Below are 19,595 nucleotides of genomic sequence, written 5' to 3' on the forward strand. Positions count from 1 at the left end.
TCAATGATGTCGGCAAACACACTACGCTAATCGCGAGTGTGTTTGTCTTTATGGCGCAAGCGCGTTAAACGGAAAAACTATGGCAGCTGCAAAAAAAGATTATTACGAAGTGTTAGGTGTAAACCGCGACGCTGGTGAAGATGAAATTAAAAAAGCCTTTAAAAAGCTGGCGATGAAATTTCACCCTGACCGTAACCCGGATAACCCAAAGGCCGAAGAAAGCTTTAAAGAAGCCAAAGAGGCCTATGAGATTCTGAGCGATGATCAGAAACGCGCGGCCTATGACCAATATGGCCATGCCGGGGTTGACCAAAGCATGGGCGGTGGTGGTTTTGGCGGGTTTAATTCCGGCAATTTCAGTGACGCATTTGGCGATATTTTTGGTGATATTTTCGGCGGTGCCCGTAATCAGCGCTCCAATGTTTATCGCGGCGCTGACTTACGCTACAACCTGGAAATCTCACTTGAAGATGCTGCCAAGGGTACAGAGACCAAGATTCGCATTCCGGTGCAAACCAGTTGCGAAACCTGTCATGGCTCTGGCGCGCGCCCTGGCACCTCACCAGTCACTTGTTCTACCTGTAATGGCCATGGCCAGGTGCGCATGCAACAGGGCTTTTTCTCTGTGCAGCAAACGTGCCCTAAATGTCATGGCACCGGCAAAATGGTGAAAGAACCTTGCCCGACCTGTCATGGTGGCGGTCGCGTTAAGCAAAACAAAACCTTAAACGTTAAAATTCCGGCCGGTGTCGACGAAGGTGATCGTATCCGTTTGAGCGGTGAAGGCGAAGCGGGCGTAAATGGCGGCCCAACCGGTGATTTATACGTGGTGGTGCATCTTAAAGAGCACGCGATTTTTCAGCGTGAAGGCGCAAACCTGCATTGCGAAATGCCGATTAGCTTTAGTACCGCGGCTTTGGGTGGTGAAATTGAAGTGCCCACGCTCGATGGCGCAGCCAAGATGAAGATTCCGGTCGAAACGCAAACTGGTAGCGTGTTCCGCTTGCGTGGCAAAGGTATCAAACCGTTACGCTCCAGCGAGCAAGGCGACTTGATGGTGCATGTGGTGGTTGAAACGCCGGTGCGTTTAACCGAAAAACAGAAAGACTTGCTGCGTGAGTTTGAGAGCAGCACCCAAGCCGATGCGGGCAAACATAGTCCCAAAAACAAAAGCTGGGTCGATAAAGCGCGCGATTTTTTCAGTTAATTCACACTGTATTCATCCTGAGATATATTTCGGTCAATAGTCTGGCTGGCAGAATTCTGCTAGACTATTGACCGTTTCTTTTTTGACCGCTTTTTCTTAAGCGGTGTCTGCAAGTTGTTGTTTTTATTAAAGTTACAATTTAATAACAATTGAATTTTGTCTTTTACAATTCAGTTACAGCTTGGTCAAATTACTGCAATAACTCCTCCCTATACTGGACTCATCTTTAAACGAAACACAAAATGTTTTGTTTGATGGCTGGTTTAGTTGATTTTCAACGACTAGCATTGATTTCCTCCTGATCCAAACCCCCTTTTAACCCGCATTAGCGGGTTTCTTTTTTTCTACCTGTGCTTTTTGACCAGTGACGCGCTCGCGAGCAGGGTGGTCTACGCTGGCAACATCGTTTATGATGACATGCATCGTATGCAGCCTTTGATGTTTAACGCCGTGTCAGAGCAAACACTATCATGTTGAAAATCGCTATTTTTAATCAAAAAGCAGGCGTGGGGTCTACCACCACTGCACTCAATCTGGCTGCTGCCAGCCAACGTAAAAAACGCCAGGTCGCCTTGCTGGATATGGATCCGCAAGCCAGGCTCACTGAGATATACAAGCATACCGGCCTTGATGTAAAACAGCATTTGTTCAAGTTTTATCAGGAGGCGACGCCGCTGGATGCGCTGTGCCAGCCTTTGCGCAATGGCTTGCAATTGATCCCGGCTAACTCTGAATTAATGAAAGTGGATTCACAGTTTGGCCGTGGCCCAGTGACCTTGAGTAAGCTCGGGCAGGGCTTGGCTGCATTGGCGACAACGCAACCAGGGTTGGAAGTTGTGATGGATTGCTGCCCGTGTGTGGGTGTGATTTCACTGAGTGCCGTGTTTGCCAGCGACCTGGTGCTGGTGCCGGTTTCGGCTGACTATTTGTCTATTCATTCTGCAGTCAAAATGGATAAAGCGCTGAATGCTTTGCAGCCAGTATTAAAACGGAAAATACAGCGTCGCTATTTGCTGACGCGTGCCGATAAGCGCAAGGCCATGACCGTTGAAGTAGAGCAAGAGATGCGCCGCCTGTTTGGCAGTGAGGTGCTACTCAGCAAAATCCATGAACATACGGCCTTGGCCGAGAGTGCGCGCATGGGGCAACATGTGTTTGAGTATGATGCCGAGAGCGCTGCCGCACAAGATTACATGGCTTTGTATTTTGAATTGCAGGATGTCATCAAGCAATTGCCGCACTTGGAGCGATTGGCCGCTTGATGCTAAGACTCGCGGCGACTACTTAACCATTGCCGTCGCCAAAACACTAGCAGCATCGCCACAGCAATCAATAACATCATCAAGATTGCCCACCAAAAACCATTGGGGTCTTTAAGCCACGGCATCTCGTTAAAATTCATGCCAAAAATACCGGCAATCAGCGTGGCAGGCATAAACAGCATGGCGACCACCGTCAGTGCGCGCACCTCAAGGTTCACCCGCTGGCTCAGGCTGGTCATATAAATATCCATCAGGCCACTTAAAGTGTCGCGGATCGCCTCCAGGGACTCGGTAAAATGCACCGTATGGTCATAGAGGTCGCGCAAATAAGGTAGCGTTTGTGGGCTAAAAAAGCCGTGCTCATTGCGAATCAGACTATTAAGCACTTCACGCAGTGGCCACACGGCGCGCCGTAATTGTATGGTGACGTGCTTCAGTCGGTGAATATTCTGTAAGTCTTCAGGGCTGGGGCGGTCTAGCAGGTGGTTTTCCAGTTGCTCGGCATCGTCATTAATCGCTTCCAATACCTGAAAGTAGCGCTCCATTAAACTATCCAGCAGCGCATAGCATAAATAGTCAGGGCCGCTTTGGCGCAGCAGGGCTTGGCCCTGGCGCAAGCGTTCACGCACCGGTTCAAAGCTGCCAGATGGCCTTTCCTGAAAAGTAAGTAGCCACTCACGCCCTAATGCCATGCTGATCTGCTCTGAGCTGACGCTCATGCTTTCTGTGTCGTAGTAAAACAAGCGTGTTTCCAGAAACAGATAGTCAGGGTAGGTGTCGAGTTTTGGCCGCTGCTCAGTGTTTAAAATATCATCCAGCACCAGCGGGTGCAGCTTGAAGCGGCGGGCAACCGCTTGCAACAATGGGATATCAAGCACGCCATGTACATTAATCCACGCCACATGGTCGGCGGGTGGTTGCCAGTTCACAATCTCCTGCATAGTGAGTTGGGCTGACAGAATATCTTGCGTGTTGTAGCAAATCTTATGGATACAAGCCGCTGGCAAAGGCGGGCCTGCAGGGGTTTCCTCCAGTGCAGGATTATCAGCACCCAGCAGTCTGTGCTTGCGGTGCGTATGTTTACGTTTTGCCATTGTCATCTCAGGTAAAAATGCCGCTCCAGCATAAGCGTTCACTGGCCGGAAATCAACCCGCGAACAGGTGGCTGGCCAGTCTATGCTAAAATAAACAAAATTATTGAGTGGGAAAAAACGCATGTCTGGCAATACCATCGGCACCTTGTTTACCTTGACCTCATTTGGTGAGTCACACGGCCCTGGCATTGGCGGCATTGTGGATGGTTGCCCACCGGGCCTGGAGCTGACCGCCGCTGACTTGCAAATTGACCTTGATCGCCGCAAGCCTGGCACGTCACGCCATGTGACCCAGCGCGCAGAGGCTGACGAAGTGGAAATCTTGTCTGGTGTATTTGAAGGCAAAACCACAGGTACGCCCATCGGTTTGCTCATTCGCAACACAGACCAGCGCTCGCAAGACTACAGCAAGATTATGGATACCTTCCGCCCTGGTCATGCGGATTATACCTACACCCAAAAATATGGCATTCGCGATTACCGTGGCGGTGGTCGCTCCAGTGCACGTGAAACTGCCGTGCGTGTGGCGGCGGGTGCCATTGCCAAAAAATGGCTCAAGCAGCAATATGGCGTGCAGATTCGCGGCTACTTAAGCCAGATCGGCGACATTAAAGTGCCATTTGTGAGCTGGGATGCGTTGTCACAAGAAGGTAACGCCTTCTTTTCACCCAATGTTGAGATTCTGCCGCAGCTGGAAGCCTATATGGACCAAGTCCGCAGTGAGCGTGACTCAGTTGGCGCGCAGATTACTGTGGTCGCAGAAAAAGTGCCCGTTGGTTTGGGTGAGCCGGTATTTGACCGCCTGGATGCCGACATTGCACATGCCATGATGGGCATCAACGCCGTGAAGGGTGTGGAAATCGGTGCCGGATTTGATTCGATTGCGCAGCGCGGCAGTGTACACAGCGATGAACTGACGCCACAAGGCTTTGCCACCAACCATGCCGGCGGCATTTTGGGCGGTATTTCCAGCGGCCAGGATATTGTCGTTAATGTCGCATTCAAGCCGACCTCCAGCATCCCGCAACAACGTCATTCCATCAATCAGGCGGGTGAGGCGGTGATGATGCAAACCACTGGCCGCCACGATCCGTGTGTGGGCATCCGCGCCACGCCGATTGTAGAAGCCATGCTGGCACTGGTGCTGATGGATCATGCCTTACGCAACCGTGGCCAGAATGCGGACGTGCATTCCAGGGTGCCAACACTGTAACCACCATCATCGCCCAGGTTTGCACTTGGGCGATATTGACCAACGCGCGAGTATTTCATGAGTCACGCCTTACACTTCAATCTCTCGCGCTTCTATTTCATCTACTACTTTTTTGTCGGCGCATTTGTCCCTTACTGGGGCTTGTATCTCACCGCAGAATCTTTTTCCCCAGCAGATATTGGCATATTGATGTCGCTGTTTCAGCTCAGCCGCATTATTGCGCCTAATTTGTGGGGCTGGCTGGCAGACCATACCAAGCAACGGGTGCGCTGGATACGCACCACGGCTTTTTTGGGCTTGCTAGGCTTTATCGCCATTTTCTGGGCGCATGATTTCACTACCATGTTTGTGGTGATGATTGCCCTCAGCTTGTTTACCAGCTCAACCTTACCGCTGTCAGAATCATTGGTGCTGGCACATTTGGCAAGCACCAATGGCCATTACAGCAAAATCCGGTTATGGGGCTCGTGGGGGTTTATTGTGGCCTCGGTGCTGTTAGGATATTTAACCGACTGGTTTGGCATTGGTAGCTTGCTCTGGTTTATTTTGCTGGTGCAATGCACGCTGTTTGGCCTGACCTGGAAACTGCCAGAAGCCCACGTGCCAGCACATGCGCATGATGATTTTTCGGTATGGCAGATTTTAAAGCAACCGGCGGTGCTGTCGCTGTTGATAGGCTGCGCCATGATGGTGACAGCGCATGGCCTGATGTATAACTTTTACTCCATCTACCTGGCTGAGCATGGCTATAGCAAAGGCATGATAGGCTGGTTGTGGGCGCTGGGCGTGATTTGCGAGATTGGTATTTTTATCAAAATGCCGTGGATCATGGCGCGCTTTAAACTCAAAACCATTTTGTTGACCAGCCTGCTCATAGGCGTGGTGCGCTTCACCATGATGGGCCAGGTGCCGGACCAACTCTGGCTGTTGTTGTTGGCGCAAACCATGCATGCTTTTACCTTTGGCAGTTTTCATGCTGCCTCGGTCGAGGTGGTCACGCACTACTTTAATGGCCGTCATCAGGCCAAAGGGCAGGCCATTTACAATAGCGTGGCGTATGGCGTGGGTGGTGCGCTGGGTGGTTTGTTGGGCGGCTTTGCGTTGGAATATTTAGGCGGGCAGTTAACGTTTACGCTGGCGGCGTTGTTTCCGTTATTGGGTGCGATTGTGGTGGCCGCTGGTTTGCGCTTATCGCAGCCATACGCGCGCCAGGGCATGTTTAGCCATTGATGTGATCAAATAAAATAGCCCGCATGCGGGCTATTTTATTTGGATAACAAGCTTATTAGTTCACTCGTTTATCGCGTTCAATCAGGGCATAGGCGCTGTGATTGTGAATACTCTCAAAGTTTTAGTTTCGGCCACTACGTTTAACTTTGCCAAGCAAAGTTAGCCTGCACTGAAACTTTGTCAAAACAGGTTACTGAACGCGTTTGTCTCTTTCGATCAAGGCGTATGCACTATGGTTGTGAATACTCTCAAAGTTTTCTGATTCAACCACATATTTCACAATGCGTTTTTCATCATTGAGCTGTGCTGCCACATCACGCACCATGTCTTCGACAAATTTTGGATTGTCATACGCGCGCTCAGTGACAAATTTCTCGTCCGGGCGTTTGAGCAAGCCATACAGCTGGCAAGAGGCCTGATCTTCAATCAGGGTAATCAGGTCTTCCAGCCACATAAACTCATTTAGCAGTGCAGTCACGGTCACATGTGAGCGCTGGTTATGCGCGCCGTAGTTCGAAATCTTTTTGCTGCAAGGGCACAAGCTCGTTACCGGCACCATTACCTGCACGGTGATTTCAAAGTGACCATTTTTGATTTCGCCAATAAAAGTCACTTCGTAGTCGAGCAGGCTTTTGACGCCAGAAACCGGCGCTGCCTTATTGATAAAGTAAGGGAAGCGCATTTCTACATAGCCGGACTCTGCTTCCAATCGCTCTACCATCTGACGCAGAATCGTTTCGAATGAGTCGATAGAAATCGCGTGCTCGTTCATGTTTAAAATCTCGACAAAACGAGACATGTGCGTGCCTTTGAAGTTGTGCGGCAAATGCACATACATATCAAACATGGCAACAGTATGTTGCTCACCACCGGTTTTGTCTTTGACAATGACTGGATGACGTATAGATTTGATACCGACTTTGTTGATGTCCAGCCTACGCACATCGGGCGTATTCTGCACATCTTCTATCGTTGTGGGGATCACGGGTTGATTCATCAGGGTTCCATCGCGGGCTTTCCCGCCTGTTAATTAATAGTTGAGTTTACTACTCGGAAATTAATTTCTCAATAGCATACATAATACCGTTCTTGTCTAGACCACATTCTGTCAGCATAGTTTCGTGGTTACCGTGCTCAATAAATTGGTCAGGCAAACCCAGGCAGCGGATAGGTTTAGCCAGGCCATGTGCTTGCAAGCATTCCATTACCGCCGCACCCGCGCCACCCATTAATGCGTTTTCTTCCACGGTGAGTAGGTAATCGTGCGTGCGCGCCATCTCTAGTACCATTGCTTCGTCGAGCGGCTTGATAAACCGCATATTCACTACGCTGGCATTGAGCGTTTCTGCGGCTTGCAGCGCCGCTTGCAGCATGCTGCCAAAGGCCAAAATCGCCACTTTTTTACCTTGGCGCAGCAACTGTGCCTTACCAATGGGCAGTGACTCCAGTGCCTGAGAAATGCTTGCGCCTATGCCGCTACCACGCGGGTAACGTACAGCAGCCGTGCCAGGGTAATGATAGCCAGTAGTCAGCATTTGGCGGCACTCGTTTTCATCGCTAGGCGCCATGATGACAATATTGGGGATGCAACGCATAAAGCTTAAATCAAAGCTGCCTGCGTGCGTCGGGCCATCGGCGCCCACCAGGCCAGCACGGTCTATTGCCAGTAAAACATCTAACTCTTGCAATGCAATGTCATGAATCAATTGGTCATAGGCGCGCTGCAAAAAGGTGGAGTAAATCGCGACTACTGGTTTTAGGCCGTCGCAAGCCATGCCTGCGGCAAATGTCAGTGCATGCTGCTCGGCAATGCCCACGTCAAAATAGCGTTGCGGATAAGCCTCAGCAAAACGGTTGAGGCCGGAGCCGTCACACATGGCGGGCGTGATGCCAACCAGTTTGTCATCGGCGGCGGCCATATCGACCAGCCAGTCACCAAAAATCTGCGTGTAAGTGGGGCGCTCATTACTGCTCAGGCTATGGCCGTTTTGCGGGTCAAACTTGCTCACGCCATGGTATTTGTTCGGGTTATCTTCAGCCGGGCTGTAGCCTTTGCCTTTTTGTGTCACCACATGCAAAAACTGTGGGCCTTGCAACTGGCGGATATTGCCTAGCGTATCCATCAGTGTGTCGATGTCATGGCCGTCAATCGGGCCAATATAATTAAAGCCAAATTCTTCAAACAGGGTGCCCGGCGTGACCATGCCTTTGGCGTGCTCTTCGGCGCGGCGTGCAAATTCTTTGACTGGCGGCATGATGTCCAGCACTTTTTTACCGCTGCGGCGCACGCTGTCATACAGCTTGCCCGACATTAGGCGCGCCAGGTAGTTATTGAGCGCCCCAACGTTGTTGGAGATGCTCATGTCGTTGTCATTAAGAATCACCAGGATGTTGGTGTCCATGTCCCCGGCATTGTTCAAGGCTTCAAACGCCATGCCTGCGGTCATGGCGCCATCGCCAATAATCGCGACGCTACGGCGGTTGGAGCCTTGCGCTTTGGCCGCAACGGCCATGCCTAATGCCGCAGAAATCGAGGTGCTTGAGTGGCCAGTGCCAAAAGTGTCGTACTCACTCTCGTCACGCTTGGGGAACCCGGCAATGCCGCCTGCTTTGCGTAAGTGAGCCATCGCTTCGCGGCGGCCAGTCAGAATTTTGTGCGGGTAGGTTTGGTGGCCAACATCCCATACCAGGCGGTCGTCTGGCGTGTTGTAGATGTAATGCAGTGCGATAGTGAGCTCAACCACGCCCAGGTTAGAGGCCAGATGCCCGCCTGTTTGTGACACGCTCTGAATCAGAAAAGCGCGTAATTCTGCGGCCAGTACTTTTAGTTGTGACCGCTCAAGCGTGCGCAGATCGGTAGGGGATTGAATACGGGACAGCAGCGAAGTCATGATTAAAATGGGCGCTCACAAATAAATTTGGCAATGCCGCGCAGCGGATCTGCCTGCGGGCCAAAGCCAGCTAATAGCTGTAATGTTTGCGCATACAAGGTGTTTACCAAGGCTTTTGCTTCTTCTAAGCCCAGCAAGCTGACGTAAGTCGATTTTTCTTGCAAGGCATCTTTGCCTGCGGTTTTGCCCAGTGTTTGTGTATCTGCGGTGGCATCCAAGATATCATCGACCACTTGAAATGCCAGCCCCATATGCTGGCTGTATTGTGTCAGGGTTGTTATGAGTTGCTTATCCGTCTGGTCCGCCGTATAGGCACCCAGTAACGCCGCCGCTTCAATCAGTGCGCCTGTTTTATATTGATGCATGGTTTCGAGTGCGTCACGCGATAAACGCTTGCCGGTGCTTTGCAAGTCTATGCTCTGGCCACCACACATGCCGCGTGAGCCGGTTGCTTTTGCCAGCACTTGCACCTGTTTTAAGGCTTGTGCCGCGTTTGTGTTGGCAATGCTTTCAAATGCCAGGCTTTGCAAAGCATCGCCAACCAGCAAAGCAGTCGCGTCATCATAGTGTTTGTGGCAACTGGGTTTGCCGCGGCGCAGGTCGTCATCGTCCATACACGGCATATCATCATGCACCAGCGAGAATGCGTGGATCAGCTCTACCGCTGCGGCTGCTGCATCTGCCGCCAAGGGCGTGGCGCCAGCCAACTCTGCTGCTGCATAGCTCAATAACGCGCGTACACGTTTACCGCCACCCAGCACTGCATAGCGCATGGCCTCGTGCAAGCGCTCGGGGAGTGTATCGTCACCAGGCAATGCGCGTGACAATACCTGTTCAACACGTTGCTGATGCAACGTGGCCCAATGATCAAACACAAAAACAGGGGGAGTCATGAATAAAAACCAACCATCATCAACGCGTTAGTTCGCCTCAAATGGCGTCAGCTGTTGCTGCTGGTTTAAAATCATCACGGATTGTTCGGCTTGTTGCAGTGACGCCTGGCAAGCTTGCAGTAATTGCATGCCTTCGGTGTAAGCCGTTAATGCAGCCTCCAGCGGTAGCTCACCAGACTCCATGTTTTTAACAATAGACTCCAGCGCGGCCAGTCGTTCAGCAAAGGTTTGTTGGTCATTCACCGCAGAGGGTGACTTTTTAGAAGCACTCATGAAAATAGGCCTGTTAAAACGCCAGCTATTTTAACAAAACTCCCCAGTCTTGCGGGATTATTCTCAAGTGCGGCGCTAAGCTCAAGCAGGGAGCACGCGTAGCAAAAATTGGCGAATGTCGTTGATTTCTTCCTCGCAAACACTGTGTGGCATCTCATATTCATGCCACTCCAGCGGATAACCTGCCGCCTCTAGTGTTTGCCTCGACGATTGTGCTGTTGCCAGCGTAATCACACTGTCGTGCCGCCCGTGCGCCATCCAAATCGGACATTGTTTATTGGCCGGGTGTTGCGCCTGCTGTAATTGCTGCTTCAAGGGTAAGTAAGTGGATAACGCCAACACGCCCGCTAACGGTTGATTGAACCGCGTAGCCGTATGCAACGCCATCGCGCCACCTTGTGAAAACCCTGCTAGCAAAATACGTTGCGAAGGAACGCCGCGCGCAATTTCTGTTTCAATCATGGCGTTAATTGTCAGTTGCATGCTATTGATGCCGGCCTCGTCTTGTGGGCTATCTGGCTGCAGGCCAATAATGTCATACCAGGCACGCATCTCGTAACCGTTGTTTAAAGTGACAGGCCGATAAGGCGCATGTGGCAAAATGAATTTAATATGCGGCAAGTTGAGCATCTGCACGACAGGCTCAAAGTCGTGACCGTCGGCGCCAAGGCCGTGCATCCAGATGATGCATGCGTCTTTCGCTTGTGGATGTTTAATGATGCTTTCTAACACTTTATATGCCTAGTTTTATGACCGCTGAAGTTTAGCAAAAAAAGAATGGTTATTCGAGTTGAGGTTAAATTTAAAGTCAGGTCTTGGTACAAAGACCGTTGTTGGTTAGGTCGCAAGTGATTGCTTTTCCAGTGCCTGTTTTTGTTGGAGTAGCTTGCAAACTGGTGGCGATTTGGCTGGGGATTGTTATTTGTTGGCAGGCAGATGCGATGTGTGTAGGCAAATCAGGATGATGGGTAGAAATGGCAATAGAAACAGATTGTGCGTAGTGTTGGGCTTCGGCGAGGCACGCGTTGTCCGCTGCTTCATGAGTGTATTCTTGATAGTTTGGAATAGCGATAGCAGCAAGAATGCCAATAATGGCGATCACAATCATCAACTCAATTAATGTAAAGCCTTGCTGATGAATAAGTGCCTTCTGATTAAGCATTCTTAATCCTATCGGTTCTAAATGAAAGACCCCCTGCTAGGCGCAAGGGGTCTTTAGCGATTTGGCAGGTTGCTAAACCGCAACCAGCAGAGTTCAATTATTTAACAACTGTGCAAGCACCTGCGTTAGACATTAGGCAGGAAACTGTAGCACCAGTCCCGCTTCTAGGCGTAAAGACTAATGCAGCAGCGCTACTGGCGTCGGTTGGTTTGACTGGCGCAGCTGAGCAATTGCTAGTGGCAGTAATTGTGTAATCAGGCACTGTATTGCCTAAAACTAATTGGGCATAAGCACGTTTAGACCAAGCTGTGGCTTCTTCCATACATGCACCATCGTGTGCGGATTCCACGTAGTCTGTATATGCTGGAATCGCCACAGAAGCCAAAATACCGATAATGGCCACAACGATCATCAATTCAATCAGGGTAAAACCTTGTTGTACGTGTTTTTTCATCATGTTTTCCTTTTGAGTCAAGTTTAAAGTGAAATCTACTGTTTCATTCACTGCTTTTCCAACAGTGTTCGCTAACCCTAAAGCAACAGGTGTGCCAGCTTGTTTTTTGTGCGCTTAACTTGTTGAAAAATATGAATTAAAGGGGTTTTATGCTTTATTTCTTCGATTTGAATTTGGCCTGATTTGGCTAGGGTGACAAAATAAGAGATGACGTAAAGTGACAGCCATCGTCAAACTTTGGCAATGCAGGTGATGTTTTTGGTCAGGCGAGAGTGGTGGTGCAGAATGCAAAAAAGGGATTGTGTGGTACACAATCCCTTTATTTGGTGACAGTGTTTAGCTTTTGGCCAAAACTGCATTTGCAAAAACTGTTGTTTACAACGTAAGACTTACCAGAACTTCCACCAGGGTTTACTGTTGCCTTGCGTGCGCTTTCCAGAACCCTGGCTAATTACTTTCCCGATTCGGCGACCTTTTTCAGGCTTTCCAAGCCTGCGTCAAAGTAGTCGTTGACTGCTTTTGTAGCAGCATCGTCATTTTGCTCAGGTTTTGGGATGTTTGAAGAGTCAGCACGGGTGTAGCTGCCTTTAACGGTGACCACTGCTTCGTTGCCGCTGCCGGTCACAGTGATGCTTGGGTAAAAGTTAGACACTTGCAGGGTGCTTTTTTCAATCACGTATTCATACTTTAAACGCATGCCTGCGTCGTCAGCTGAGCGCAGTTTTTCGTACATCACGCCGCCGTTTTTGAGTTTAACGGTACGGTACGTTGCGTCATCACCGTTTTCGTCTTTTTTCTGCTCAATAGTGGTTGATTCAACCCCGGCGTGCCACGCTTGCACATTGCCAAAGTCTTTTAACAATGCCCACACTTTTGCCGGGGCTGCTTTGATGGTCACGGTTTTTTCAAAACGCAACGCAGCTGCGCCGTGCGCGCCAGCGGTGAGCGGGATCAACGGCAATAAAGAAACAGCAATAATGCCTAGAATTTTTTTCATTACATTTCTCCTGATATTTACAGATTTTTAAAACTAAAAGTAAGCGATGCTTGATACAAGTAGGCGGTCTTTGAGTTTTAAAAACAACCCGTGACTTTACCTAAAAAAAAGCTTCTTTGCGACTAATTCATTGGTCATCCCGTGAAAAAAACATATTTTATTTGGCTTGGAGTATAAATTGCCCAAACGACCGGCACAGTTTGGGGCTGGCAATGGTGCCAGTGACCGTGTTGGTATGTGCGTCAATCAGCGACACGGTGTCTGAACCCCAGTTGGCAACCACGACTTGCTGGCTGGCGACGTCGTATTCAATGCCTTCTGGAAACTCACCGACGGCGATGGTTTTTACCGTGTTGCCGTTGCTTAAGTCGATCACCGAAACAGTTTCTGCATGGTTGTTGCTGACATAGGCCCAACGGCTGTCGGGGCTGATGGCGACGCCATAAGGATGTTGCCCGGTTTTGACCGTCTTCGACTGGTAAGTTTCAACATTGAGCAAGGTTAAGGTGTTGCTGACAACGTTGACGACAAACAGTGTGTGGCCATCGGGGCTTAAGGTGAGCGCAAACGGGTGTAGCCCGACCGGGATCTGCGCAATGGTTTTAAGCGTTTTGGTATCCACCACGGTGATGTCGTTGCTGTCGCGGTTGGCAATAAACAGTTTTTTGTTGTCTGCGCTCACCAGTAGGCCAGACGGTGTTTTGCCTGCTTTGAATGTTTTTTGCTTTTCAGGATGCGCGGTGTCGATGGCAACCACCTGCTCACCGCCCCAATCGGCCACATATAAGGTATTTTCGTCGCGACTCAATGCGATACCCACCGCTTGCACGTGCACGGCGATGTCTTGCAGCTTTTGCTGGGTGTTGCTGTTGATGACAGAAACGGTTTGGCTATTGGCATTGCTGATGTAGACGCGCTGCTGTTTGGCCGCAATGGCGACCCCCACCGGGGCTTTGCCCACCGCAATGGTGTGGCTGACTAGCTTTTTATCTATTTCTAGCACTGAGACTGTGTCGCTGCCCTGGTTGGTAATATAAGCCAGGTTGCCGGCATGGGGCTGCAGGCTGTGAGCGACTAATATCAGCCCCAAAAGCATGGCTTGGAATTGTTTAGCTGAATAAATGGTGGGCAAGAAAAACAGGCGCATAGGTGTAAAACGGTTGTGAGAGTGATGGGTTGACATGCCTGTTAATTATATAACCATAAATTTATTGTGGGAATCTGGATATTTATTTGTAAATGTATGAAAAGAAACAAGATATTCGCCTCTGACCCTAACGGACTATTTTATACAACCGGCCGATTGACTTAAAATGGCCATGAAAATTTAACCCGATTAACTTTAATTGAAACCAAGAAAGTCACAATGAAAAAAATATTTGATACTGGTCTTAAATTGCTGCTGTCGTTTGCTATGCTGGCAACGGCGCAAACTGCGTCAGCGTTGACCACAGGCACCGTGGTTGGCAGCAACTTTGTCAACGGTCAATCCAGCTATATCACCACCTTTGCTGATGGTACCACTGCTACGTTTGCTGGTAGCAGCGCATTCAAGCAAAAAAGCCAGGCTGGCATTACTGGCGTGGGTATCGCTGGTGGCAGAACTGATGGCGAAATTGATATTGGTGAAACATTGACCGGCACTTTTTCTAAAGAAGTGATCGTGTCTTCAATCAACCTGGCATTGCTGTTTGACGGCCCAGAGTACAACGATGTTAAAGAAGTGGCAAAAATGCTGGTGAGTTTTGCTGATGGCGGTACAGGTGTTTACTATCTGACAGCGACTGGCGTACATTCTGCTGCATGGACTGGTGAAGGCTCAGTTGTATCAATTGGCAGTGGTGCAGTAGATGGTGGTACAGGCGCTTGGCAGTTAAATAACCCGTTTGGTTTCCGCTCAGTAGACAGCATCGTGTTCACGGCAGCCAAGGGCTACCCTAACTCGCATTGCAAAAACTGTGATAACCAGTCTGACTACACTTTTGTGAACATGACTGTGATTCCAGTACCAGAAGCTGACACCTCTGCCATGATGTTTGCTGGCTTGTTGTTGATGGGCGGTTTGGCTGCACGTCGCATGAAATCCTAATCTTTTCAGGATTAAACTAAAAAAGCTCACGCGATGTGAGCTTTTTTTTTGAACAAAGCAGGCATTGTTTTATGGCAGGCGTATGCTGGTTGTCCTTTCATTAAAGGGCAAAGTGTGAAAAAATTGCAGGAAATATTGAAGGCAGTTTTTTATGTTAGATCGTGATGGATACCGTCCGAACGTTGGGATTGTGCTTTGCAATACACACAACCAGGTGTTTTGGGGCAAGCGTATCAGAGAGCATGCGTGGCAGTTTCCGCAAGGCGGCATCAAATATGGTGAAACGCCTGAGCAAGCCATGTATCGTGAGCTGATGGAAGAGGTGGGTCTCAAGCCTGAGCACGTCAAAATTTTGGGCCGCACCCGCGACTGGTTGCGTTATGAAGTGCCTACCAGCTGGATCAAGCGTGAATGGCGCGGCAGTTACAAAGGGCAAAAGCAAATCTGGTTCTTGTTGCGATTGACCGGGCGTGACTCTGACGTATCGCTGCGCGCGACCGAGCATCCTGAGTTTGATGCCTGGCGCTGGAGCGAGTATTGGGTGCCACTCGAAGATGTGATTGAGTTTAAACGAGAGGTGTATCAACTAGCCCTCAATGAGCTGGCGGCATTTTTGCATCATGCTGGCCGCCGCACTGGTGGCAAGCCACGTAAACCTGCCCAGGCAAGCAAACTGCCGCCTACCGTCACCCCGGAGTAATCTATAACCACACGGCCGCTGCGCGGTCTTGTGGCAAAATCCAGTCTGGCCGCAAGCCATGGCAAGTGTAGCCGTTGGGGTATTTCACTAAGTAATCCTGATGCTCAGGCTCAGCCAGCCAAAAATCACTGGCAGGGGTGATTTCTGTTACCACCTTGCCCGGCCAGATGGCTGTTGCATTCATGTCGGCAATCAGTTGTGCGGCTACTGCTTTTTGTGCCTCGTTTGCATAATAAATGGCAGAGCGGTAAGACGGCCCCAAATCATTACCCTGGCGATTTAAAGTGGTGGGGTCATGAATCTGAAAAAAGAACACCAGTAATTGTCGCAGGCTAATCTGTGTCGCATCAAATTCAACGGCGATCGCCTCGGCGTGGTTACCATGATTACGATAGGTCGCATTGGCAATCTCGCCACCGGTATAGCCCACGCGGGTGTTGCTCACGCCAGGCAGGCGTCGAAACAGGTCTTGCATGCCCCAAAAGCAGCCGCCAGCGAGAATAATGGTGTCTTGCATAGGTTCTCTTTCTATCAGGTTGGATGCTGCATGCAGGCATGCAGCCGTGTTTGAATGACTTTTATTGCTTTGTCGTGTATCAAATCAAACACTTACAATCTGTCCAGTATAGGTGGTTTAGGTTAAAATGCTGAGTTTTAGTTCTAAGCAATGTTGGGGAACATATGTCAGTCAAGGTAGGCATTAACGGGTTTGGACGAATTGGCCGTATGGCGTTGCGTGCGGCGATTGAGCAAGCAGAGTTTAGCAATATCGAAGTCGTGGCCATTAATAGTTCGTATGATGTTGAATACATGATGTATTTGCTCAAGTATGACTCTGTACATGGCCGGTTTAATGCCAAGGTCGAGGCTGACAATGGCGCGCTGGTGGTGAATGGCAAACCTATTCACTTAACAGCGGAGCGTGACCCGAGCAAGATTGACTGGCGTATTGGTGGGGCAGATATCGTGATTGAATCTACCGGCGCTTTTTTGACACAAGACAACTGCCAGCCGCATATTAGTGGCGGCGCGAAAAAAGTGGTGCAATCCGCCCCAGGCAAAGACGACACGCCAATGTTTGTGTTTGGCGTAAACCACACCGAGTATGCAGGTGAAGCGATTATTTCTGCCGCCTCTTGCACCACTAATGGTTTAGCGCCATTGGCCAAGGTATTGCATGATAGTTTCGGTATCAAACGTGGCTTGATGACCACCATTCATGCCGCGACAGCCTCACAATTGACGGTAGATGGTACCTCTAAAAAAGACTGGCGCGGTGGCCGTAGTGTGTTTGAAAACATTATTCCTTCCAGCACCGGTGCTGCCAAGGCCGTTGGTAAAGTGATTCCATCGCTTAACAAAAAGCTGACCGGCATGGCCATGCGCGTGCCATCAGCCGATGTATCAGTGGTTGACCTGACGGTAGAGCTCAACACCGAAACGACGTATGAAGCGATTTGTGCCGCCATGCAGCAAGCTGCTGATGGTGCGTTAAAAGGTGTGCTGGAGTTTACCAATGAAAAAGTGGTTTCCAGCGATTTTCGTAGCAGTGCCGCTGCCAGCGTATTTGATGCGGATGCAGGCATTATGCTAGACCCGACCTTTGTCAAAGTGGTCGGCTGGTACGACAACGAATACGGCTATACCTGTAACCTGCTGCGCCTGGTTCAACACATTGCTTAATGATGCACGGGGCTATATGCCCCGTTTGTTTTTTCAGTGATATTCTTATCCTGACCAGTTTATATTCAAGCGGCGGTGACCGCTCAAGGGAGAGCTTCATGAAGTTCATCAAAATGATCGACCTCGACTTGCGTGGCAAGCGTGTGTTTATTCGTGCCGACCTCAACGTGCCGGTAAAAGATGGCGTGGTGACCAGTGATGCCAGAATTGTGGCCAGTATGCCCACCATTGAATATGCATTAAAGGCGGGCGCCAAAGTGATGGTGACGTCGCATTTAGGGCGTCCTGAAGAGGGTGTTTACAGCGAAGAAAACTCATTAAAACCAGTGGCCGATGTGATGAGCAAGTTGTTGGGTCAGCCGGTGCGCCTGGTCAAAAACTGGCTGGCGCCAAACGCACCCGAAGACAGTTTAACCATGCAAGATGGCCAGCTGATTTTGCTGGAAAACTGTCGCTTTAATGTTGGCGAAAAGAAAAACAACGATGAGTTAGCCAAAAAATATGCCGCATTGTGCGATGTGTTTGTGATGGATGCGTTTGGTACTGCGCACCGTGCAGAAGCCTCTACGCATGGCATTGCCAAATTTGCACCGGTGGCCTGCGCCGGGCTGTTGTTGACCAATGAGCTCGACGCGCTGAGCAAAGCCTTGCTGGCGCCTGCGCGTCCGCTGGTGGCGATTGTTGGCGGTTCTAAGGTCTCAACCAAGTTGACAGTGCTCGAAAGCCTGTCTGACAAGGTAGACCAGTTGGTGGTGGGCGGCGGCATTGCCAATACCTTTTTAAAAGCCTCTGGCCAAGAGGTCGGTAAGTCTTTATGTGAAGCTGACCTGGTAGACACCGCCAAATGCCTGATGGCTAAAATGGAGGCACGTGGTGCATGTGTGCCGATTGCCAAAGATGTGGTGGTTGGCAAACAGTTTGATGCCAATGAGCCCGCGGTTAAAAAAGCAGCCACTGACGTCGCGGCAGACGAGATGATTTTTGATATTGGCGCCCACTCTACGGCTGAGCTGGTCGATATCATCATGAAAGCGGGCACGGTGGTGTGGAATGGTCCGGTAGGCGTGTTTGAGTTTGACCAGTTTGGTGATGGCACCAAAACCATTGCCAAAGCCATCGCCGAGACCAAGGCCTTTACGCTGGCAGGGGGCGGCGACACGATTGCCGCGATCCAGAAATATGACATTTACGACAAAGTGTCTTATATTTCAACTGCGGGTGGGGCGTTTTTAGAGTTTTTAGAAGGCAAAACTTTGCCAGCAGTGGCTATTCTGGAAGAGCGCGCAGCTTAAGGCGCACGCAGGCTGATGGTGGTCGCTACACGGATAGCGGCACCGTCAGTCTATGATGTTTATCGTAGACTTCTACCCGGTTGCGGCCTTGTTTTTTTGCCACATACAAGGCTTTGTCGGCTTGTTCAATCAGCAAGTTGCCGTCTTCACTAAAGTTGAGCCACTGGTTACGCGCATGCTGCTCTTTGTGTGACTGCGATTGCTGAATGCCCAGTGAGGCAACACCGATGCTGACTGTCATCAGGCGATGGCCAGCAAAGCGTATATCGAGCGCCATCACCTTTTGGCGGATGCGCTCGGCAATTTTCGCCGCTTCCTGCTGTGTGGTTTGGCTCAGCACCAGGACGAACTCTTCACCACCATAGCGCGCCGCCAGATCGCCCGGGCGGTTGCTGTATCTTTTCAAAATGCCTGCCAATTGGCGCAGGCAATCATCTCCCGCACCATGCCCCATGCTGTCGTTTAACTGTTTAAAATGGTCAGCATCAACCATCATCACACTCAGGCTCGATTGATGACGGATAGCGCGCGACCATTCATCACGCATAAATTGCTCAAGACGACGGCGATTGGCAAGCCCGGTTAAAGGGTCGGTCAGCGTGAGGGCCGAGATGCGGTCTTCAGTTTGCTTGTGGTGCGTGATATTGGTGAGCGACAGTAAAAATAACTTACCATCGGCCAGTGTGGTTTGCATCGGTTGCAGGTTGAGGGTCAGCCAGGTGGGTTCTTGTGTCGGCGTGTGACACAAATAGTCAGTGCTAAAGTTTTCCAATGAGCCACTGAGCACGCGCTCAATGCCATCTAGCAACAGCGGCTGGTTGGTGTCTTCGTTGGCGCGGCAGATATCCAGATAGGCGATGCCAAACCAGTCGGTATTAAGCTCCAGGCCATACAGCAGGCCAAATGACCGCCAGGCCTGATTGACGTAAATAATGCTGCTGGTCTCATCAATCACTGCAATTTGCAGTGGCAATGTGTCCAATATACCACTCAGTAACTGTTCTGCGATATTCACAAAATTTCCGATGGTCAGTTGCATGCAGCATTAAATAGGGTTCACTCTATTCTATTGAAGGCTTTAGCGCCTGTCTAATGCTAATTGTTGAAGATTAGCATCAAAATTGCTTGTTTTTACCTATCCAGTGACAAAGGAGT

At 50.0% G+C, this 19,595-nt stretch carries 20 protein-coding genes; 8 read left to right on the forward strand and 12 right to left on the reverse strand.

What is annotated here, in order from left to right:
- Nucleotides 1-79 precede the first annotated feature (79 nt).
- Both dnaJ and METH5_RS0108415 read left to right on the forward strand, forming a co-directional pair.
- Nucleotides 80-1,207: a molecular chaperone DnaJ gene (dnaJ, locus tag METH5_RS0108405; protein WP_029148083.1), complete on the forward strand. Its 1,128-nt coding sequence runs from the start codon at nt 80-82 to the stop codon at nt 1,205-1,207.
- A gap of 470 nt (nt 1,208-1,677) precedes the next feature.
- Complete coding sequence (locus tag METH5_RS0108415) at nt 1,678-2,469, forward strand: ParA family protein (RefSeq protein WP_029148084.1); 792 nt, start codon at nt 1,678-1,680, stop codon at nt 2,467-2,469.
- 2 nt (nt 2,470-2,471) lie between these two features.
- Here the strand turns inward: METH5_RS0108415 and corA are convergent, their stop codons facing one another.
- A complete protein-coding gene (gene corA / locus METH5_RS0108420; protein WP_029148085.1) occupies nt 2,472-3,563 on the reverse strand; it encodes a magnesium/cobalt transporter CorA in 1,092 nt (363 codons plus the stop codon).
- Between the two features lie 121 nt (nt 3,564-3,684).
- Between corA and aroC the strand changes: the two genes are divergently transcribed.
- Complete coding sequence (aroC, locus tag METH5_RS0108425) at nt 3,685-4,776, forward strand: chorismate synthase (RefSeq protein WP_029148086.1); 1,092 nt, start codon at nt 3,685-3,687, stop codon at nt 4,774-4,776.
- A gap of 57 nt (nt 4,777-4,833) precedes the next feature.
- Nucleotides 4,834-6,006 (forward strand): MFS transporter, encoded by a 1,173-nt coding sequence (locus METH5_RS0108430; RefSeq protein ID WP_029148087.1) that lies wholly within the window; start codon nt 4,834-4,836, stop codon nt 6,004-6,006.
- Nucleotides 6,007-6,196: 190 nt separating this feature from the next.
- Here the strand turns inward: METH5_RS0108430 and folE2 are convergent, their stop codons facing one another.
- From folE2 to METH5_RS0108475, 9 genes are all read right to left on the reverse strand, one after another.
- Nucleotides 6,197-7,003, reverse strand: a complete 807-nt coding sequence (gene folE2, locus METH5_RS0108435) for a GTP cyclohydrolase FolE2 (RefSeq protein WP_029148088.1) — start codon at nt 7,001-7,003, stop codon at nt 6,197-6,199.
- A 49-nt stretch (nt 7,004-7,052) separates the two neighbouring features.
- Nucleotides 7,053-8,897 (reverse strand): 1-deoxy-D-xylulose-5-phosphate synthase, encoded by a 1,845-nt coding sequence (dxs, locus tag METH5_RS0108440; protein WP_029148089.1) that lies wholly within the window; start codon nt 8,895-8,897, stop codon nt 7,053-7,055.
- 2 nt (nt 8,898-8,899) lie between these two features.
- Nucleotides 8,900-9,790: a polyprenyl synthetase family protein gene (locus tag METH5_RS0108445; RefSeq protein WP_029148090.1), complete on the reverse strand. Its 891-nt coding sequence runs from the start codon at nt 9,788-9,790 to the stop codon at nt 8,900-8,902.
- A 27-nt stretch (nt 9,791-9,817) separates the two neighbouring features.
- Nucleotides 9,818-10,063: an exodeoxyribonuclease VII small subunit gene (gene xseB, locus METH5_RS0108450; RefSeq protein WP_029148091.1), complete on the reverse strand. Its 246-nt coding sequence runs from the start codon at nt 10,061-10,063 to the stop codon at nt 9,818-9,820.
- Between the two features lie 81 nt (nt 10,064-10,144).
- Nucleotides 10,145-10,795, reverse strand: coding sequence for an alpha/beta hydrolase (locus METH5_RS0108455; RefSeq protein ID WP_029148092.1), 651 nt, complete (start codon nt 10,793-10,795; stop codon nt 10,145-10,147).
- A 76-nt stretch (nt 10,796-10,871) separates the two neighbouring features.
- Nucleotides 10,872-11,225, reverse strand: a complete 354-nt coding sequence (locus METH5_RS15975) for a prepilin-type N-terminal cleavage/methylation domain-containing protein (protein ID WP_029148093.1) — start codon at nt 11,223-11,225, stop codon at nt 10,872-10,874.
- Nucleotides 11,226-11,322: 97 nt separating this feature from the next.
- Entirely contained in the window at nt 11,323-11,730 is a 408-nt protein-coding gene (locus METH5_RS15980; RefSeq protein ID WP_304412427.1) for a prepilin-type N-terminal cleavage/methylation domain-containing protein, read from the reverse strand.
- Nucleotides 11,731-12,130: 400 nt separating this feature from the next.
- A complete protein-coding gene (locus tag METH5_RS0108470; RefSeq protein WP_029148095.1) occupies nt 12,131-12,676 on the reverse strand; it encodes an SRPBCC family protein in 546 nt (181 codons plus the stop codon).
- 157 nt (nt 12,677-12,833) lie between these two features.
- The gene (locus METH5_RS0108475; protein ID WP_232410989.1) at nt 12,834-13,859 is read right to left on the reverse strand and encodes a YncE family protein; all 1,026 of its coding nucleotides are present in this window, start codon (nt 13,857-13,859) and stop codon (nt 12,834-12,836) included.
- A 183-nt stretch (nt 13,860-14,042) separates the two neighbouring features.
- Here METH5_RS0108475 and METH5_RS0108480 point away from each other — a divergent pair, with 183 nt between their 5' ends.
- Both METH5_RS0108480 and METH5_RS0108485 read left to right on the forward strand, forming a co-directional pair.
- Nucleotides 14,043-14,765 carry a hypothetical protein gene (locus METH5_RS0108480; RefSeq protein WP_029148097.1) on the forward strand — a complete coding sequence of 241 codons (723 nt, stop codon included), beginning with the start codon at nt 14,043-14,045 and terminating at the stop codon, nt 14,763-14,765.
- A gap of 151 nt (nt 14,766-14,916) precedes the next feature.
- Nucleotides 14,917-15,465, forward strand: coding sequence for an RNA pyrophosphohydrolase (locus tag METH5_RS0108485; protein ID WP_029148098.1), 549 nt, complete (start codon nt 14,917-14,919; stop codon nt 15,463-15,465).
- A 1-nt stretch (nt 15,466) separates the two neighbouring features.
- Here the strand turns inward: METH5_RS0108485 and msrA are convergent, their stop codons facing one another.
- Nucleotides 15,467-15,982 carry a peptide-methionine (S)-S-oxide reductase MsrA gene (msrA, locus tag METH5_RS0108490; protein ID WP_029148099.1) on the reverse strand — a complete coding sequence of 172 codons (516 nt, stop codon included), beginning with the start codon at nt 15,980-15,982 and terminating at the stop codon, nt 15,467-15,469.
- Between the two features lie 164 nt (nt 15,983-16,146).
- On the opposite strand from msrA, the gene gap reads away from it, so the two are divergent.
- Nucleotides 16,147-17,148 (forward strand): type I glyceraldehyde-3-phosphate dehydrogenase, encoded by a 1,002-nt coding sequence (gene gap, locus METH5_RS0108495; RefSeq protein WP_029148100.1) that lies wholly within the window; start codon nt 16,147-16,149, stop codon nt 17,146-17,148.
- A 98-nt stretch (nt 17,149-17,246) separates the two neighbouring features.
- Nucleotides 17,247-18,440: a phosphoglycerate kinase gene (locus METH5_RS0108500; protein WP_029148101.1), complete on the forward strand. Its 1,194-nt coding sequence runs from the start codon at nt 17,247-17,249 to the stop codon at nt 18,438-18,440.
- A gap of 25 nt (nt 18,441-18,465) precedes the next feature.
- Here the strand turns inward: METH5_RS0108500 and METH5_RS0108505 are convergent, their stop codons facing one another.
- On the reverse strand, nt 18,466-19,455 hold the full coding sequence (locus tag METH5_RS0108505; RefSeq protein WP_029148102.1) for a GGDEF domain-containing protein: 990 nt from the start codon (nt 19,453-19,455) through the stop codon (nt 18,466-18,468).
- Nucleotides 19,456-19,595 lie beyond the last annotated feature (140 nt).

The sequence above is a fragment of the Methylophilus sp. 5 genome, from assembly GCF_000515275.1.
Classification (GTDB): domain Bacteria; phylum Pseudomonadota; class Gammaproteobacteria; order Burkholderiales; family Methylophilaceae; genus Methylophilus.

Coding starts and splice junctions, on each gene's coding strand:
- dnaJ (WP_029148083.1), top strand. CDS start 80: ATGGCAGCTGCAAAAAAAGATTATTACGAAGTGTTAGGTGTAAACCGC.
- METH5_RS0108415 (WP_029148084.1), top strand. CDS start 1,678: ATGTTGAAAATCGCTATTTTTAATCAAAAAGCAGGCGTGGGGTCTACC.
- corA (WP_029148085.1), bottom strand. CDS start 3,563: ATGGCAAAACGTAAACATACGCACCGCAAGCACAGACTGCTGGGTGCT.
- aroC (WP_029148086.1), top strand. CDS start 3,685: ATGTCTGGCAATACCATCGGCACCTTGTTTACCTTGACCTCATTTGGT.
- METH5_RS0108430 (WP_029148087.1), top strand. CDS start 4,834: ATGAGTCACGCCTTACACTTCAATCTCTCGCGCTTCTATTTCATCTAC.
- folE2 (WP_029148088.1), bottom strand. CDS start 7,003: ATGAATCAACCCGTGATCCCCACAACGATAGAAGATGTGCAGAATACG.
- dxs (WP_029148089.1), bottom strand. CDS start 8,897: ATGACTTCGCTGCTGTCCCGTATTCAATCCCCTACCGATCTGCGCACG.
- METH5_RS0108445 (WP_029148090.1), bottom strand. CDS start 9,790: ATGACTCCCCCTGTTTTTGTGTTTGATCATTGGGCCACGTTGCATCAG.
- xseB (WP_029148091.1), bottom strand. CDS start 10,063: ATGAGTGCTTCTAAAAAGTCACCCTCTGCGGTGAATGACCAACAAACC.
- METH5_RS15975 (WP_029148093.1), bottom strand. CDS start 11,225: ATGCTTAATCAGAAGGCACTTATTCATCAGCAAGGCTTTACATTAATT.
- METH5_RS0108470 (WP_029148095.1), bottom strand. CDS start 12,676: ATGAAAAAAATTCTAGGCATTATTGCTGTTTCTTTATTGCCGTTGATC.
- METH5_RS0108475 (WP_232410989.1), bottom strand. CDS start 13,859: ATGTCAACCCATCACTCTCACAACCGTTTTACACCTATGCGCCTGTTT.
- METH5_RS0108480 (WP_029148097.1), top strand. CDS start 14,043: ATGAAAAAAATATTTGATACTGGTCTTAAATTGCTGCTGTCGTTTGCT.
- METH5_RS0108485 (WP_029148098.1), top strand. CDS start 14,917: ATGTTAGATCGTGATGGATACCGTCCGAACGTTGGGATTGTGCTTTGC.
- msrA (WP_029148099.1), bottom strand. CDS start 15,982: ATGCAAGACACCATTATTCTCGCTGGCGGCTGCTTTTGGGGCATGCAA.
- gap (WP_029148100.1), top strand. CDS start 16,147: ATGTCAGTCAAGGTAGGCATTAACGGGTTTGGACGAATTGGCCGTATG.
- METH5_RS0108500 (WP_029148101.1), top strand. CDS start 17,247: ATGAAGTTCATCAAAATGATCGACCTCGACTTGCGTGGCAAGCGTGTG.